The sequence below is a fragment of the Paenibacillus doosanensis genome (genome assembly GCF_025060755.1).
Lineage (GTDB): Bacteria > Bacillota > Bacilli > Paenibacillales > NBRC-103111 > Paenibacillus_S > Paenibacillus_S doosanensis.
Genome location: NZ_JANYUY010000033.1, coordinates 35,358 through 51,062 on the forward strand (window position 1 = coordinate 35,358; position 15,705 = coordinate 51,062).

Consider the following 15,705-nt stretch of genomic DNA (forward strand, 5'->3'; position numbering starts at 1 on the left):
GCAGTCCATCGTTTTGTCAATGATTTTTACAACTTTCTCCTCTTTTTTCGAAAGCGGCTTATTTACAAAACGGAACCGCCGGTTCGAACAAATCTCGTTTGACTCTTGACGGGCATTATGTTATGTTACTACTAATAGGCATTCCCCCTTATGCAAGGGTGGAATGCCTTACTGCATACAGGGACATTTTACATTAATTGGTTAATCCTTCCTGTGCAGCAAAATATGATCGAGAAGGGTGATAGTATGATTCAAGTCAAGGAATTTATCGATTCGGACAGCAGCTATGCCGAAAGAAAAGCCAACGATTTTCTGGCTACCTTAAAGGAAGAGCAGTTCGTCAGCATCAGCTACGGCACGTTAATCAAAAGCAAGCCCGATAAAAGCGAATACCAACGCAGCACGATTCTGGTCGTGTACAGAACTTCTAATACTGGAGATTAGTTTGAATGAATCGTGATGCCCGTCGCAATGACAGCTCCAACAACAACGAGAACTTGTTCCGAATTCTCTTCTTGGCCGTATCGGTCCTATCCTCTGTCGCCTTGGCCGTATTGGTCGTCATATGGATTGTCTGGTAGCCCACAGAGGCGTGCACAACCCGCCGGAAGGTTCGTTCGTCTCGACCGAACAATCCGAGCTCGGGTCTCGCCGCTCAATGGAAGCGCATTCACTATAAGATGCAGAAAACGAGGAAACGTCCGTCCCCGCCGTATAAAGCGCGCAAGACGGCCGTTTCCTTCTCCAACTATTCCTCGTCCATAGCCCCAAGTAAAACCGCTTCTTGGCGGCGGTTATCGGCTGTATCTTCTCAGTTGACATGTTCTCCACTCATCCACCGCGCCTCTTAACCGAATCTTCTGCGGTAACCGCATTTTCTGCACAGCTCTTCGACAACTTCTCTTCGGGAAAACCCGTCATACAGCTTGGTCGCCCGCTCGCCCGCAATAATTTCCGCGAACGGCTTGTCGTGAACGTTGCCCAAATTAATGACGCCCTCTCCGTCCAGACAGCACGGCACGACCGTACCGTTCGATAAAATCGCCGCCTGGTTGCGCAGGCCGTGGCAAAAGCCCTTGCCCTCATCTTCCTCTTCCTTCAGATCGGGCCATTGAAACTCATGATCCTGGTTAATGTAAATACGATCGGCAATTTTGGTGCCGCTGCCCCGCACGACTTTCTCTTCGATCCGGTAATCAAGGCCGAATTCCCGTTCGATCATCGATAGCATTTCCCTGTTCCGCTGTCTTTCCGCATTCGTCGTATTATCCGGATCGAGATTCCACAGCCGCAGCGAGATGGTCACATTATTTTTTTCCGAAGCCTCTTTGGCAAAAGACAGCACGTTGGCGACATAACCTTCCCGGTCCTTTGAACCGACATGGCCGTCGAAGCTGTGCAGCGAGATGTTGACCTGACGCAGCGCCGGCTTCATCATAATTTTGTGCCGCACCTTCGGCAGCAGCGTTCCGTTCGTCGTCAGGTTCACTTTGAACCCCCGCTCATGGCTTAAGTCGAGCAGCTCGTCGATTTTGGGATGAAGCAGCGGCTCGCCCTTCACATGGAAATAAATGTAATCGGTGAACGGCTTCACCTGATCGAGAATATGCGTAAACGCGTCGATCTTGATAAAATTCGCCTGACGCTTGGTCGGCGGGCAGAAGGTGCAGGCCAAATTGCACACACTCGTAATTTCAACATAAAACTTTTTAAATTTTCTCATTCGGCTTCCTTCTTCTATGTGCTGTAATCGATATTTATATTCTACCATCCTACACTAGGAAGCGCACCTGCCGCCATTCTTTTTTATGGCAAAAAAAGCCGCAGCAGCGAAGAATCGAAGGTTTCGTTTCTTCGGCCGCAGCAGCCGGGGGCCAAAACAAATTATAGATACTTCCGCTGGAAAGCGGCGATTTCCCCGTACTCCTCTTTCATCAGCCGGGAAATTCGCACGTAGATGCGGCTCAAATCGCGATAGATCGGGACATAGTCCTGATTCGGAGCATGATGATGCGACGCCCCGACCATCCGGGAGACGACATGCAGCGAATCGACTTCGCCGAGCGCGTACAAGCCGAGGATCGCGGCGCCGAGACAAGAGCTCTCCACGCTCTCGGGAACGTAGACCTCCCGGTCGAATATGTCCGCCATCATCTGGCGCCACAGCTCCGAGCGAGCGAAGCCGCCTGTCGCTTGAATTTTGCCCGGCTGGCCGATCAGCTCCTGCAAAGCCATGAACACGGTATACAGGTTGAAAATAACCCCTTCGAGCACGGCGCGGATCATATGCTCCTTCTTATGATGCAGGCCGAGTCCGAAAAACGAGCCGCGGGCATTGGCATCCCATAGCGGAGCCCTCTCGCCGGTCAAGTAAGGATGAAAGATCAGGCCGCCTGCTCCGGGCTTTACCCGGGAGGCGATCTCGGTCAAAATATCGTACGGGTCCCGCCCCAGGCGGACCGCCGTCTCCATCTCCGCGGCGCACAGCTGATCCCGCACCCAGCGGAAAATCATCCCGCCGTTATTGACGGGTCCGCCGATCACCCAATGCCGCTCCGTCAGCGCGTAGCAGAAGATGCGCCCCTTGGGATCGGTCACCGGGCGGTCCGTTACTGTGCGGATCGCTCCGCTCGTCCCGATGGTGACGGCTACCGTTCCCGGATCGATCGCGTTGACGCCGAGATTGGACAGTACGCCGTCGCTTGCACCTACGACGAAGGGAACCGACTCCGGCAGGTTCATCTGCTTGGCCCATGCCGGGTCCAAGCCGGTCATCGCGCGCGTGGTCGGCACAGGCTCGGATAGTTTGTCCGCGGTGACGCCGGCTACTTGCAGCGCCTCCTCGTCCCAGGTCAGCCGCTCCAGATGGAACAGGCCGGTGGCCGAGGCGATGGAATAATCGATCACATACCGCTTGAACAGCTTATAGAAGACGTACTCCTTGATCGAAATGAACTTATGCGCCTTGGCGAACAGCTCCTGCTCCTCGTGGCGCAGCCAAGTCAGCTTGCTGAGCGGCGACATCGGGTGCAGCGGCGTGCCCGTACGCAAGTACAGCCGGTGGCCGTTCATCTCCTCGCGAATTCGTTCCGTCCAGCGGGCGCTGCGGTTGTCGGCCCATGTCATGCAAGCCGTCAGCGGCTGTCCTTGCGCGTCGACCGCAATCAGACTATGCATCGCCGAGCTGAACGACACGCACACCACATCGCTCGGATCGATGCCGCTATCTGAGACAACCTGCTTGATCGTGCCGACGACGGCGGCGAAGATCTGTTCCGGGTCCTGCTCGGCGACCCCCGGCTTCGGCGAGAACAGCGGGTATTCCATGCCGCAGCTGGCGACGAGCTTGCCCGACGTATGAAACAATACGGACTTGGTGCTCGTCGTTCCGATGTCCACGCCGATTACAAAGTTGCCGCTCATGATTTCACCCTCCTTAAGCCTGATCTGCACCCCTTCATGAGGTAATCCCCTCATGGCCGCCGAACTCGTTGCGCATGTCGGTACCCTTACCCTTCGATAACCATTTATGAATAACATCGCAGCGGCGCGTTCCGGGCCCCCAAGCTTCACCCTTTACTTTGCCCAAATTATGACTACTTACCCATATTTTCATACCGGCTAACCTGAAAAGCTGGCAGCCCCTCCGCTCGTTACTCACCGGGCTTCTGAGTCCACGACAAAAAGCTGCTTCTCAAGCGGGCGATTACCCGCTTAAAAAAGCAGCCTGAATACAGCTTACAGCCAAACTATCAGCGCCAGCAGAAATACCGACGACGCCAGCACCGCGTAGTCCCGCAGCGCAAAGCGGTAGAGGCGGATTGGCGCCCGCCGCAATCTCGAATCCGTCCTTCAACCGGTTCAGCGTATCTCGTTGAATCGCTTGGCCGCTTCGTCCTAGACCGATAATCGCGGCCCGCAGCCGCTCATGACTTGTCGTCCTCGTCGACTGACAATGATATAAAAAACTTCTGCGGCAGACGCCGCTTACCGCCTGTTCGCGTTTATAGCCGTTCCGGTACGGCGAATGTCAGTTCAAGCTTCGCATAAACTGAACGTACTGAGGGAAGGCGATATCGGGTTCCGCCAGTTCGGGATGCCATTTCTTCTCCCATTCCAGCGTGTAGTAACCGTCATAGCCCCGCTCCTGCAGCAGCGTATGCATCGATTTCAGCGGCACGTCCCCTTCGCCCAGCAGACAGTATTGGAACCCGCCTTCCGGCTTCTTATAGGAATCCTTCACATGCGTATAGTGAATCCACGGGCCGAGCGCCGCCCACGTTTCCTCCGGCCGCTCGCCCAGCATCCGGTACGGATGATGCAGATCCCACAGCACGCCGACCGCCTCGGGGTCGACCTGCTTCATTACCGTCAAGACATCGGCGCAAGCGGTCCAATCGTCATGGGTTTCCAGCAGCAGCTTGACGCCGTATTCCTTGGCGACCGCCGCCATCTCTTCCAGATGACGGACTGCCGTCCGCACCGCTTCGTCCCGGCTCAAATCGCCGATCGAGCCGCCGAAGACGCGGATATAGCGCGTGTCGAAGAAGGAGCACAGCTTGGCGTATTCGCGAATCTCGGCGAGATTGCGCTCGAAGTTGTCCTTCGAAACGATATGAACGGAGCTGGAGAAGCACGATACGGCGAGCCCTGCGCCGCGAATTTGCTCCCTCGTCCGGGAGACGCCTCCTGAGAACGCCGGCAGCTTGTACAGATTCATCTCCCCGGCGAGTCCGCGAAAATCGACGGCGTCGAAGCCGTACTCGGCGGCACTGTGAATAATACGGTCAAGCTCCCAATCCGGACAGCCTAGCGTGGTAAAAGATAGTTTCATATAACCTTCATCCTCCCGCAAGTTAAAATCAATGAATAGATAATGCCGCCTCGTCGCGGAGCGCCCAGCCCAGCCCCTTCTCCCTCGAACCGTTTCATTCTGACGTATTCGGGTCGTCCCCGCCGTATTAACTGTTTTTTTCGATACCGGTCATAGGCGTCCTCATAAAATTTTAATGACTGCGTCCATCCCCATTTCTTTCCGGACGCTTCACGTATTTATCGTAAATCGGCTCGACCGGCCTTCATCCTTCTTGCCGCTGCCGGTCGGGTCTTGTGCCCGGAACGCCTTCAGATGTCCGGCAATATTCCTCCGCCGTCTTCGGCACCGGTGCAGCCCGAGCTTATCGAGCCAATCCCGGCGAATATCCCTCCCTTCCGAAGCCTCTGCTTCCATTATATAGGGGATATAATACAATTTGCCGCCCCTTGCGACAGATCCTGCTTTGGCGTACGTATTATCCTGCAAAAACTGCTTGATATGAGGCGCGTACTCGTCGATCGGCGGATCGAGCGGCTCCATGGCTCCGTCCAGCGCCGCCCTGTTCAAGATTGGGTATGGAGTTTCCACTTCGCAAGCTTCACGGGCAAACGGAACAAATCCCCCAAAAGTGACGTGATGCTCTGAAGCTTATTCCGTCCGCATCCAGCCTAAGCTGGATCGGCGTCTAACCAATCCGCCGGGATCGTTCTATGGGTAGACATTCCTTTCGGGGGAGCCCACGGATTTCCACAGGATATGGCTGCGCATCATTTCCTAAACAACGAAAAGGCCGCTCCTTGAACAAGAGCGGCCTTTTCATTATATAGTATTCGCCGCGCGGATCAGCGGCCGGTCAGCACCGTAGCGACCGCCTGCCGCCACCCGGCGTAATAGCTTTCCCGCCGGACTGCGTCCATGGCGGGCCGATACTCGCGGTATACGGCCGGAAGCGCGGCGATCTCGTCCTGCGAGCGCCAGAAGCCGACCCCGAGGCCGCCCAAGTATACGGAGCCGATCGCCGACAGCTCCGCCACTTCCGGCTTCGCAACCGGCTGTCCCAGCATATCCGCCTGGAACTGCATCAGCGCGGCGTTATCCGATGCGCCGCCGTCGGCGCGCAGCTCCGCCAAGCGCAGGCCGGAGGCCGACTCCAGCAGCTTCACCGCGTCGCATACTTGATAAGCGATGCTCTCCAGCGCAGCCCGCACGATGTGCGCCTTGCCCGTGCCGCGGTTCATCCCGGTAATCGACGCTCTGGCGTAAGCGTCCCAATAAGGGGCGCCGAGGCCGACGAAGGCCGGCACGAGATAGACGCCCTCGTTGTCCGGGGCGCCGGCCAGCAGCTCCTCCATCTCGGAGAAGCTGGAGAACAGGCCCAGATTATCCCGCACCCACTTGATGCTGTCGCCGGAAGTGCGGATTACCGCCTCCAGCGCATACGCCACCTTGCCGCCCGCGCCCCAGGCGACGGCGCTGACGAGTCCTTCTCCGGCGTCAGCCAGCTGCCCTCCCACATTCATCAGCACCGAGGTGCCGGTGCCGTAGGTCGCCTTGGCCATGCCCGGCAGCCAGCAGCGGTTCCCGTACAGCGCCGCCTGCGAATCGCCGATGATGCCGGAGATCGGAATACGCTCCGGGAACAAATCCGGATCTTCGGTATATCCGAAGACGGCGTCGGACGGCTTCGCCTCGGGAAGCAGCTCCGCGGGAACGCCGAACAGGCTGCACATCTCCTCATCCCATCGCAGCGTGCGGATGTTAAACAATGAAGTGCGGCTCGCATTCGTATAGTCGGTCGCATGCACCCGGCCGCCCGTCAGCTTCCACAGCAGCCAGCTGTCGACGGTGCCCGCCAGCAGCTTTCCTTCCGCCAGCTTGGCGGCCGCGCCTGCCGCATGATCGAGCATCCAGCGCCATTTGGCGGCGGAAAAATACGGGTCGAGCTGCAGGCCGGTAGCCGCCCGCACCTTCGCTTCGTGCCCGGCCGCCTTGTAGGCCCCGCAGGCATCCGCCGTCCGCTGGCACTGCCAGACGATAGCCGGATAGACCGGCCGCCCGGTCGTGCGGTCCCACAGAACGGCCGTCTCCCGCTGGTTCGTGATCGTCAGCGCGGCGAGCTGCTGCGGAGTGATTCCCGCATCGGCGAGCGCCTGCTTGATCGCAGCTTTGACGTTGGCATAGATTTGCTCCGGGTCCTGCTCGACCCAGCCCGGCTGAGGATAGGCCGTCGTATGGCCGACGGCGCTCCTGGCCGCAATTTGTCCCGATCGGTTGACGACGAGCGCCTTGGTCCCTGACGTGCTTTGATCGACGGCGAGGAGAAAGTCCTTGCTCATCCCAGCTTCTCCTTGCGGCCGATCAGTTCCAGCGCCACCCGCTTCAGATTGTCCGCGCTGATTCCGTAGTGCCGGAACACTTCGGCCGACTTGCCGGCGATGGCGGGCTCATCCGGTATGCCGATAATCCGCATCGGCACCGGCCGATGCTGGACGACGACCTCCGCTACGGCGGCGCCGAGCCCTCCGTGAATGCTGTGCTCTTCAACCGTCATAATATGGCCGGTCTCCTCGGCCGCCCTAACAATCGCCTCTTCGTCGAGCGGCTTGATCGTATGCATATTGACGACGCGGCAGGATACGCCGGCCTCCTGAAGCAGCTCCTGCGCATCCATAGCGATCCGCACCGTCTCTCCGGCGGCGATGATCGTCAGGTCCTTTCCTTCGCGCATCGTTACCGCCTTGCCGATGACAAACTCGTATCCGTCGGAATCGTACACATCCTCCACCGGATTGCGCCCGATGCGGACATAGACGCCGCCTTCGTAGCCGACAAGCGCCTCCGTCATCTTTTTCGTCTCATGGCGGTCGGCGGGAAGGATGACGGCGAGACCGGGAATCGCCCGGGCAACCGCTATATCTTGCACCGAATGATGCGACATGCCGAGCGCCTCGTAGCTGACTCCGCCGCTAATGCCTACGAGCTTGACGTTCATGCCCGAATAAGCTACGTCGACCTTAATCTGCTCGATGCTCCTCATGCTGAGGAAGCAAGCCGGCGAAGCGACGAACGGCTTCTTGCCGCTGTGGGCGAGCCCTGCCGATATCCCCACGATATTTTGCTCGGCGATGCCGACCTCGACAAATTGCCCGGGAAATTGTTTGGCGAACGGTGCCATCGCCGCCGAGCCGCGCGAATCGCTGGCAAGCACCATAATGTCCTTGTCCGTCTGCGCCAGCTCCATCAGCGTTTCGCAAATGACTTGGCGGTTCGGAATCGTATTTGCCGCTTTGGCCGATTTTATCATCTCAAAGCACCTGCCCTTCCCGTATCCGGCATTCCCGCTCTGCCTCCAGCTCCTTCAGCGCCAGAGCCAGCTCATCGTCATTCGGCACATGATGATGCCAATGCGGCACATTTTCGGCGAAAGAAACGCCTTTGCCTTTGACCGTGTTGGCCATCACCAGCGTCGGCTTGCCGCTCTGCTCCGGCGCCGCCTCGAACGTTCTTACAAGCGCTTCCATATCGTTGCCGTCGATCGAGACGACATGCCACCCGAAAGCTCTCCATTTCTCTTCCAACGGCTCCAGACCCATCACTTCTTCCGTCGAACCGCTGATCTGCAGCCGATTGCGGTCGATAATTCCGACCAATTGATCCAGCTTGTAATGCGCCCCGGCCATCGCCGCTTCCCATACGGAGCCTTCGGCCTGCTCGCCGTCGCCCATCAGGCAAAACACGCGGTACGGACTGCCGTCCCGCTTCGCCGCCAGCGCCATCCCGACGGAAACCGCAAGACCGTGGCCGAGCGCTCCGGTATTCATTTCGATGCCGGGCACTTTATTGTTGGGGTGTCCGATCAGCCGGGTGCCGAAGCCGCTGAACGTGGCCAGCTCCTCCTTCGGAAAAAATCCGAGATCGGCCAATATGCACCAGAGCGATTCCACGGAATGCCCCTTGCTGGCGACGAAGCGGTCGCGCTCCTCCCATTTCGGCCGCTGCGGGTCTACTTTCATCACATGATAATATAATGCCGTTAAAATATCGGTATTGCTGAGCGAGCCGCCGGTATGCCCCGTCTTGGCCGCATGAATCATCGTCAGCAGCTGCGTGCGGATTTCCGCGGCTTTGGCCTTCAATGCGCTTATGTCCATATGTCCTCCTTGTGCCCCGGCTTGCGGCCGGAAATATGTCTTCCTATCATCCAGGGGTTCATAGCACCTATAAATCCGAGCCGCGCAGCCAAGCCTGAATTTCCTTCTCCGTAGGATCGACAGGATCGGGCGTCAGTCCCGGAATATATGTACAGGCTTCATACAACGCAGGGATGGCATTGGCGTGGATGCCTACGGAATGATGAACGTACGGCCCTTTAACCAGCTTCTCTTCCCATAACGGCCAGTCGTTGACCTCGACCCACACATAGGAGCCTCGCGTATACGGTCCTTGAATGCCTTTGGCTTTGCCGAGAAGCAGCTGATACTCTCCATGATCCCCGTCGAACCGCGCCAGCGTCATCTCGCCGCCGCGAATTTCGCCTTCGTGCGTGCCCGGCGAGTGATCGTCGAACAGAAAATGCTTGCGCAGCTTCGGCTTCTGCTCGACCGTCAGCGATACCGGGAAGTTGCCGCAGTGGAAGAGCAGCTCGCCGTTCGGATTGTCCGGATGGCGCACCGTCAAATCGGCAAAAAACGTCGGAGCCTGGTTCATCGCGGCCGCCTGCACCATAACGGAAGTAATCGCACCGTGAATGTCGGTTTCACAAGTAACGGGAATTTGCTCGTCGGTCAAAATCGCATTGGCCAGACAAGGCATAATCCCCATCGCGTCCTGCAGCGAAGACCAGCATTGAATGGCGATAGCCGTGCTTCCGGTCTGCCGGGCGTACTGCTTCATCGCGACCTTAAGCGCGGCGATGCGTCTGACGTCGTCCTCGGTCACTTCGGAATAATCGAGCTTCTCCTTAATATAGTGGATCGCCTCTTCCACCTCCGTCCCGCCGCTCTTCTCCAGCTTCTTCGAGGCCAATTGAATATCGACGAGGGTAATCGGATGAATCTCGATGCCGAACCGCTCCAGCAGTTCTCCTTCGTTGCACATCATAGTCCAGAACGAGGCCGGACGCGGACCGATCTGCAAAATGCGCAAGCTCCGGAATTGACGGACGACATTGGCCGCGGCGGCAAAATTGACGAAGCCTCTCTCGAATACCGGATCATCCACCCGGGTGTTTGTAATGTACGTGAACGGCACGTTGAAGCGGCGGAGCACCTTGCCGGTAGCGAACAGCCCGCACTGCGTATCGCGCAGCCTCATGCCGTCTTCCAGCGGCGCTTCATCGCGCGGCCCCCATAGCAGAACCGGCTTGCCGAGCGCCTTGCCTACCCGGGCTACCGTATCCTCCGTACCGAAATTACAGTGCGGAAAAAAGACGGCATCCACCTTCTCCTGCTTGAAGCGTTCGATGATCAAATCGGCATTGATGTTGTCGTCATACAGCAAGCCCTCCGAGTTGATGCCTTCCAAATCGACAATGTCGAGGTCGAGGCCGAAGCTCTCGATTTTATTGCGGATCATCACCTTGTACTTAAAAGCGTCCTCCGCGCTGAACACAAAACGCCGGGTCGGCGCATACCCCAGTTTCAACTTGTTCATTCGTCTATCATGCCTCCGTTTCATTTATATGCAACTTCTCAAAACAACTAAACACTTTTAACCTTTTTACTTAAACCGCTCATTTCCATTTAAATGTATCACCGAAAAATTTAGTCGTCAACCATTTAATTTAGTAGTTTTTATATAAAACTAACTAAATATAGCCATAAAAGGCATAATATCTTCTCCAAATCGAATCAACAACTATTATTTCAGATAAACAAACTAAACTTTTCAGCTATTAATTCCTATAAATCTATCAAAACCCAAAACTTCGCTAAATATCTCTCCCCGTGTGCCATCAAGAACCAATCCCCCAAAAGTGACGTGATGCTCTGAAGCTTATTCCGTCCGCATCCAGCCTAAGCTGGATCGGCGTCTAACCCTTCCTATGGGATCGTTCTATGGGTAGACATTCCTTTCGGGGGAGAACCCGGATTTCCACAGGATATGGCTGCGCATCATTTCCTAAGCAACAAAAAAAAGACCATGGCCCCGCTTGCCTTACCGGCAGCTAAAGTCCATGATCTTATGACGGCATGTCTTATAAAGATATGAGATCTATTTCGAGAAATCGTAACACCTGTATGTTCCATACTTGCTCGACGTAGCGTACATGTTCGGGATGAACATTATAAGCGTCATACGCCGTCTGATCGGCAAACTCCATGGAAAATGCATAATCGTAATCGTTTTTGCGGCTGACTTGGCGCAGCACCTCAAACTTGTTCACGTAAGGAATCGCCGATAACACGGATTCGCTTTCTTGCAGAAACTTCTCCTTGTCTTGATCGGTTGCATGCTCTTGAAGACAAAATAAAACCTGATGCCGAATTGTATTAGGTTCCATAGCCATTCTCCTATCACCAGTTTGTAAAGCCCTCACACAAATTATAGAACAAATGGCAGGGCCATTTCCATATTTTACAGAGCCGTTGCTTCTCCGGCGAAAAAAAGAGACTCCGCCTCCTAAAAGAAGCCGAGTCTCCGGCGGAACTAGCCGATCCGCATGATAAAGCGCCGCTGCGCGGAACGCAAGCCCGCTTACGCCCACGGCGTATTGAGGAACATAACAATGAAGACAAGCATTAAGTAATTGACGGAAATAAGAAAATTCGTCTTGGCCCACTTCTCGTCGTCCTTAGCGGACAGACCGAGCAGCGTATGAACCAGCCATATGACGCCCCCGAGCAGCGATACCGCCAAAAAGACGTACCCGACATAATGGTAAGTAAACAATAAAATAACCGAAGGAATCAGCAGCACGACGTACGGAATCATCTGCAGCTTGGTCCGCTTGATGCCTTTGACGACGGGCAGCAGCGGAAAGCCTGCCGCGCGGTATTCCTCCACCCGGCGGATGCCAAGCGACCAGAAATGCGGGGGCTGCCACAGAAACAGCAGCGCGAAAAGCAGCCAGGCTCCCGCATCGACCCGGCCCGTTACCGCGCAATATCCGATCACAGGCGGCATCGCTCCGGAGATTCCTCCTACCGAAGTGCTCCATGTCGAGCTGCGTTTAAGCCAGATCGTATAAATCACGATATACACGAACCATCCGAGCAGAGCAAGCCAGCCCGTAAGGGCATTGACCAGCCAAAACAGCAGCCCCACTCCGATCACGCCCAGCGCGATCCCGTATCCAAGCACAAAGCCCGGCTGCAGACGCCCTGTCGGAAGCGGACGGTTCTTCGTGCGCTCCATTCTCCGGTCCAGCTCGCGGTCCCAATAATTATTAATAACACAGGCCGACGCTATCGTCAGCGTAGAGCCTATCAGCATCCATATTAAATGAAGCCAGTCGATGCTCCACTTCGACGCCACCCAGAAGCCGACCAGCGCGGCGAACACATTTAATCTAAGAAGCCCCGGTTTCGTTAATGCAATCATATCCTTAAGCACGAAATAATCCTCCTGATCTCTTCAAACGAGGGCCCGTAATACGCCTTTTGCCCAGTGGTATCCATCATACCTAAGAATACGACAAAAAACAATGAATGGCATTTGAACAATTTGTCCGCTCCTATTCAAGTATAGCCCACAATGCGCGGGTTTTATCACTTGAAGCCGAATTTGAACAATTTGCGTCTGCCTGCGCCATAAGTCCCAATTTGTAAAAAGTACCTTGGAAAAATGCAACATTTGCCGGGTTGCGGAGTCTAATGGTTTGTACACTGTCGAAAAGGGGGTCATGCTGTCAAAATTTCATTTCTACTACGGTACATATAGAGAGAAAATAGCGATACGGCGTGCTGTTGAATGTGGCCATCGATAGACTGCGATTCAGAGAATCCTTGGCGGTTCTGACGATTATTTTTTTCGAGGTGAAAGATGAAGTTGAGGCTTGTTACGACATTATTATCATTGCTGCTGATCGCCCTTCTGCTCCCAGCCTTGGCGTTCGCGAATCCCCAGGGCTCGGACGTTGGAGTGCCTTTGTTTTTTAACGGGAAACAATTGAAGCCGGAGGTTGCTCCGCGAATTATTAAGGATGTCGCCATGGTTCCCGTCCGAATCATTGCCGAGGAATTGGGCTCTAAGGTGGAATGGAACCAGGCCGCCCAAAAGGTGACGATATCCAAAGCGAAAACAAAAATTGAAATGATCATCGATCAGCCGGCCGCCACCGTAGACGGAGTCAAAACTTCGCTCGACGTAGCTCCCGTGCTGATTGCCGGAAACACGCTGCTGCCGGTTCGCTTCGTTGCCGAGCACATGGGCATCGACGTCGACTGGAGCGACGTGACGCGTGCCGTTTATTTGACGGAGAAGCCCGCGGACGAGACCGTTCTGCCTCCGGCGGAGCAGCCGGATACGACGGGCAAGCCTGCTACGGACGGCAAAGGCAACGTCCTGCCGGTCATTACCGGCATCGATACGGACGCCACCCGCCTCTACCTGAAAGCGAGTTCGGGACAATTGAATCCTACGGTGTTCCCGCTGCACGATCCGGAGCGGCTTGTCATCGACATTCCGGATGCCGTTCTCGATCCGTCCTTGTACAAGGAAGCCGCTTCCAAGAGCGGCAGCACCGTTTCCAATAACGTATATGTAGCGAATGTGCGCTACTCGCAGTATAATGTGAATCCTTACTCCGTACGCGTGGTGCTCGATATGAAACAACCGGTCGATATGAGCTGGGAATCCGGGCTGAACACCGCAGCGCTGACCGGGCTGTTCCAGAAAAACAGCGGCAAGTTCAAAGTCGTGATCGACCCCGGACACGGCGATCAAGATCCCGGAGCCAAAGCGGTTAACGGCAGAACGGAGAAGGAATTCAATCTGACGATGGGGCTTAAGGTGTACAAGCTGCTCCAGCAGGAAGAACAGATTCAGCCGTACTTGACGCGGAATGACGATACGTTCGTACCGTTGGACGGCCGCGGGAAGTTCGCAAATGATCTGGGAGCGGATTTATTCGTATCGATCCACGGCAACAGCTATCTTGCCACTTCCACCGGAACCGAAACGTATTATTATAAATCGGACAGCGTAGATTTCGCTAATATTATGCACAAGCATCTGATTGCCGCTACGGGCTTGACGGACCGCGGCGTCCAACAGGAAGCGTTCCGCGTAGTGAAAATAACGAATATGCCGGCCGTGCTGCTCGAAGTGGGCTTCCTGTCCAATCCCGCGGATACGGCGCTGATGTTTGACGAAGCGTTCCAGGACAAGGTAGCTGCGGCGATCGTAGCCGGCATCAAAGAGCAGCTTCACATTTCGTAAGGCGAGAATAAAGGTGGTGGATTCGATGCAACAACATAACGTACGCGGTATATTGATCGCAAGCGCTCTCGCGCTTGCGTTAAGCGGATGCGGACAAAAACCGATGGCCGGCGGACCCGCGCAAGGCGCCGAGACTCCGGCAACCGGCAGCAGCCAGACGACTCCGCCTCCGCTTCAGACGAACAATCAAACGAATAGCCAAACCGCCGATCAGACCGGCAAGGCGAAGGAAGCCATTCATAGCACGATCAAGGCTTACTATGGCGACGAACAGCAAACAAAGGTGGTGGAGCAGCAGGTCTCCATTAACTATCAAGAGGATAAGGACAAGTATACGGCCGCGCTGTGGACGCTGAAGAAGGCGCCTCAGAACAGCAGCCTCGTTCCTCTGGCCGCAGCGCTCGGCTTTAAGTCCGCCGTGCTGAAGGACAAGAAACTGACGGTCGACTTAACCGTCTCCAGCGAAGGTCGGCTCGGCGCTCCGGGCGAGCTTATGCTGTTGGATGCCATTAAGAAGACGCTGTTTCAATTCCCTGAAGTGGAATCTATCGATATTCTGGTTGACGGCAAAGCGGAGGAATCGTTAATGGGCCATATGGACCTGCCGCATCCGATGACAAGAGACAGCCAATAAACGGACCTTGAGAAAAGCTCCTATCCGGAGCCCTTTCCGCGATGGGCGGGTGACCCTTGCGTCTGTCCGAACGGAAGCGTAAGAAAAAGAGCAGTCTGCCGCGGCAGCTGCTCTTTTTGGTTGTTGCGAGGGCCTGTTCAAGGCTTGTTATACGATTTTCCCCTTTCTTCGGAACGTCATCTTACAGCTTGAAGCTGAGTTTGCTTGACGGCGGAGTTAAATGCGGACCGGTGCTCCCACAAAAAAGAAATAATACTTTCCCGCTCCTCGAAAAACGATTCCTGTTCATCCAAATAATCTTCCCCGCGCCCATGAACGCTGAAACGATCGTTCGGGTAACCCATTAAGGTCCATTGCCCCCCGCGTTTCCGGTCGGAAAACACGAAATAATGCTTCTTTCCCGCCACATCCCATTGGGCGAAGGAACTAAAATGATTCAGCAACGTCTCGATATCGCTTTTCTTCTTAATCTGCATAGTCACTCACCTTTACATAATATAGTCTCGGATTTGCCTCGCCGCTCGGGCGTCTACGTCCGGCTCGCAGCGGCGCTTTCGCTCCACGGCGCCGGGCGGTGCAGCTCCTCTGCGCCGGCCGCGGCCGATGGCTGCAAAAAATCGCGGCTGCAGTCGACGTACAGAGGATAAACCGGCGGCTGCTCATCCCGTACGGCTGATTCCTTGGCTTGACCGCCTTGTTCGCCGCCGACTATATGCTTGCTTTTTCTTACGACATCGACCAACAATACCAGCATAAGACATATGAAAACAGCCACCAGCATGTATAACCCGAATTGTTGCGCCATATGGATTGATCCTCCTATGAGTTCTTCTTTTCAATAGATTACCAACTTGCTAGTAAAAATGCGCTCGAA

16 protein-coding genes are annotated in these 15,705 nt (G+C 55.5%); 4 read left to right on the top strand and 12 right to left on the bottom strand.

The window, feature by feature from the left end; all coding sequences use genetic code 11:
- Nucleotides 1-246: 246 nt before the first annotated feature.
- Nucleotides 247-444 carry a sporulation protein Cse60 gene (locus N0M98_RS21355; protein WP_249864460.1) on the top strand — a complete coding sequence of 66 codons (198 nt, stop codon included), beginning with the start codon at nucleotides 247-249 and terminating at the stop codon, nucleotides 442-444.
- A gap of 5 nt (nucleotides 445-449) precedes the next feature.
- Nucleotides 450-581: a hypothetical protein gene (locus tag N0M98_RS21360; RefSeq protein WP_259619081.1), complete on the top strand. Its 132-nt coding sequence runs from the start codon at nucleotides 450-452 to the stop codon at nucleotides 579-581.
- A 266-nt stretch (nucleotides 582-847) separates the two neighbouring features.
- Here N0M98_RS21360 and N0M98_RS21365 read toward each other — a convergent pair whose 3' ends face one another.
- The 10 genes from N0M98_RS21365 to cyoE all read right to left on the bottom strand — a co-directional run bounded on the left by N0M98_RS21365 (nucleotide 848) and on the right by cyoE (nucleotide 12,370).
- Nucleotides 848-1,723, bottom strand: a complete 876-nt coding sequence (locus N0M98_RS21365; protein WP_259619082.1) for a radical SAM/SPASM domain-containing protein — start codon at nucleotides 1,721-1,723, stop codon at nucleotides 848-850.
- A gap of 161 nt (nucleotides 1,724-1,884) precedes the next feature.
- Nucleotides 1,885-3,423, bottom strand: a complete 1,539-nt coding sequence (gene gntK, locus N0M98_RS21370; protein ID WP_375295524.1) for a gluconokinase — start codon at nucleotides 3,421-3,423, stop codon at nucleotides 1,885-1,887.
- 607 nt (nucleotides 3,424-4,030) lie between these two features.
- Nucleotides 4,031-4,834: a sugar phosphate isomerase/epimerase family protein gene (locus N0M98_RS21375; protein ID WP_259619083.1), complete on the bottom strand. Its 804-nt coding sequence runs from the start codon at nucleotides 4,832-4,834 to the stop codon at nucleotides 4,031-4,033.
- A 210-nt stretch (nucleotides 4,835-5,044) separates the two neighbouring features.
- Nucleotides 5,045-5,404 (bottom strand): type 2 periplasmic-binding domain-containing protein, encoded by a 360-nt coding sequence (locus N0M98_RS21380; RefSeq protein ID WP_259619084.1) that lies wholly within the window; start codon nucleotides 5,402-5,404, stop codon nucleotides 5,045-5,047.
- A gap of 254 nt (nucleotides 5,405-5,658) precedes the next feature.
- On the bottom strand, nucleotides 5,659-7,152 hold the full coding sequence (gene glpK, locus N0M98_RS21385; protein ID WP_259619085.1) for a glycerol kinase GlpK: 1,494 nt from the start codon (nucleotides 7,150-7,152) through the stop codon (nucleotides 5,659-5,661).
- Nucleotides 7,149-8,120: a transketolase family protein gene (locus tag N0M98_RS21390; protein WP_259619086.1), complete on the bottom strand. Its 972-nt coding sequence runs from the start codon at nucleotides 8,118-8,120 to the stop codon at nucleotides 7,149-7,151. Before N0M98_RS21390 ends, glpK begins: the two co-directional genes overlap by 4 nt.
- A 1-nt stretch (nucleotide 8,121) precedes the next feature.
- A complete protein-coding gene (locus N0M98_RS21395) occupies nucleotides 8,122-8,967 on the bottom strand; it encodes a transketolase (RefSeq protein WP_259619087.1) in 846 nt (281 codons plus the stop codon).
- Nucleotides 8,968-9,034: 67 nt separating this feature from the next.
- On the bottom strand, nucleotides 9,035-10,468 hold the full coding sequence (locus N0M98_RS21400; protein WP_249864477.1) for an L-fucose/L-arabinose isomerase family protein: 1,434 nt from the start codon (nucleotides 10,466-10,468) through the stop codon (nucleotides 9,035-9,037).
- Between the two features lie 544 nt (nucleotides 10,469-11,012).
- Nucleotides 11,013-11,318 (bottom strand): Dabb family protein, encoded by a 306-nt coding sequence (locus N0M98_RS21405; RefSeq protein WP_259619088.1) that lies wholly within the window; start codon nucleotides 11,316-11,318, stop codon nucleotides 11,013-11,015.
- 194 nt (nucleotides 11,319-11,512) lie between these two features.
- Nucleotides 11,513-12,370, bottom strand: a complete 858-nt coding sequence (cyoE, locus tag N0M98_RS21410) for a heme o synthase (protein WP_259619089.1) — start codon at nucleotides 12,368-12,370, stop codon at nucleotides 11,513-11,515.
- Between the two features lie 429 nt (nucleotides 12,371-12,799).
- On the opposite strand from cyoE, the gene N0M98_RS21415 reads away from it, so the two are divergent.
- Both N0M98_RS21415 and N0M98_RS21420 read left to right on the top strand, forming a co-directional pair.
- A complete protein-coding gene (locus N0M98_RS21415; protein WP_249864480.1) occupies nucleotides 12,800-14,197 on the top strand; it encodes an N-acetylmuramoyl-L-alanine amidase family protein in 1,398 nt (465 codons plus the stop codon).
- Between the two features lie 25 nt (nucleotides 14,198-14,222).
- Nucleotides 14,223-14,831 carry a GerMN domain-containing protein gene (locus N0M98_RS21420; RefSeq protein WP_249864481.1) on the top strand — a complete coding sequence of 203 codons (609 nt, stop codon included), beginning with the start codon at nucleotides 14,223-14,225 and terminating at the stop codon, nucleotides 14,829-14,831.
- Between the two features lie 176 nt (nucleotides 14,832-15,007).
- Here the strand turns inward: N0M98_RS21420 and N0M98_RS21425 are convergent, their stop codons facing one another.
- Both N0M98_RS21425 and N0M98_RS21430 read right to left on the bottom strand, forming a co-directional pair.
- Nucleotides 15,008-15,307: a hypothetical protein gene (locus N0M98_RS21425; RefSeq protein WP_249864482.1), complete on the bottom strand. Its 300-nt coding sequence runs from the start codon at nucleotides 15,305-15,307 to the stop codon at nucleotides 15,008-15,010.
- Nucleotides 15,308-15,360: 53 nt separating this feature from the next.
- On the bottom strand, nucleotides 15,361-15,636 hold the full coding sequence (locus N0M98_RS21430) for a hypothetical protein (RefSeq protein ID WP_249864483.1): 276 nt from the start codon (nucleotides 15,634-15,636) through the stop codon (nucleotides 15,361-15,363).
- Nucleotides 15,637-15,705: the final 69 nt, after the last annotated feature.

Excerpts from the sequence above, each read along its gene's own strand:
- N0M98_RS21355 (WP_249864460.1), top strand. The coding sequence starts at position 247 with ATGATTCAAGTCAAGGAATTTATCGATTCGGACAGCAGCTATGCCGAA.
- N0M98_RS21360 (WP_259619081.1), top strand. The coding sequence starts at position 450 with ATGAATCGTGATGCCCGTCGCAATGACAGCTCCAACAACAACGAGAAC.
- N0M98_RS21365 (WP_259619082.1), bottom strand. The coding sequence starts at position 1,723 with ATGAGAAAATTTAAAAAGTTTTATGTTGAAATTACGAGTGTGTGCAAT.
- gntK (WP_375295524.1), bottom strand. The coding sequence starts at position 3,423 with ATGAGCGGCAACTTTGTAATCGGCGTGGACATCGGAACGACGAGCACC.
- N0M98_RS21375 (WP_259619083.1), bottom strand. The coding sequence starts at position 4,834 with ATGAAACTATCTTTTACCACGCTAGGCTGTCCGGATTGGGAGCTTGAC.
- glpK (WP_259619085.1), bottom strand. The coding sequence starts at position 7,152 with ATGAGCAAGGACTTTCTCCTCGCCGTCGATCAAAGCACGTCAGGGACC.
- N0M98_RS21390 (WP_259619086.1), bottom strand. The coding sequence starts at position 8,120 with ATGATAAAATCGGCCAAAGCGGCAAATACGATTCCGAACCGCCAAGTC.
- N0M98_RS21395 (WP_259619087.1), bottom strand. The coding sequence starts at position 8,967 with ATGGACATAAGCGCATTGAAGGCCAAAGCCGCGGAAATCCGCACGCAG.
- N0M98_RS21400 (WP_249864477.1), bottom strand. The coding sequence starts at position 10,468 with ATGAACAAGTTGAAACTGGGGTATGCGCCGACCCGGCGTTTTGTGTTC.
- N0M98_RS21405 (WP_259619088.1), bottom strand. The coding sequence starts at position 11,318 with ATGGAACCTAATACAATTCGGCATCAGGTTTTATTTTGTCTTCAAGAG.
- N0M98_RS21415 (WP_249864480.1), top strand. The coding sequence starts at position 12,800 with ATGAAGTTGAGGCTTGTTACGACATTATTATCATTGCTGCTGATCGCC.
- N0M98_RS21420 (WP_249864481.1), top strand. The coding sequence starts at position 14,223 with ATGCAACAACATAACGTACGCGGTATATTGATCGCAAGCGCTCTCGCG.
- N0M98_RS21425 (WP_249864482.1), bottom strand. The coding sequence starts at position 15,307 with ATGCAGATTAAGAAGAAAAGCGATATCGAGACGTTGCTGAATCATTTT.
- N0M98_RS21430 (WP_249864483.1), bottom strand. The coding sequence starts at position 15,636 with ATGGCGCAACAATTCGGGTTATACATGCTGGTGGCTGTTTTCATATGT.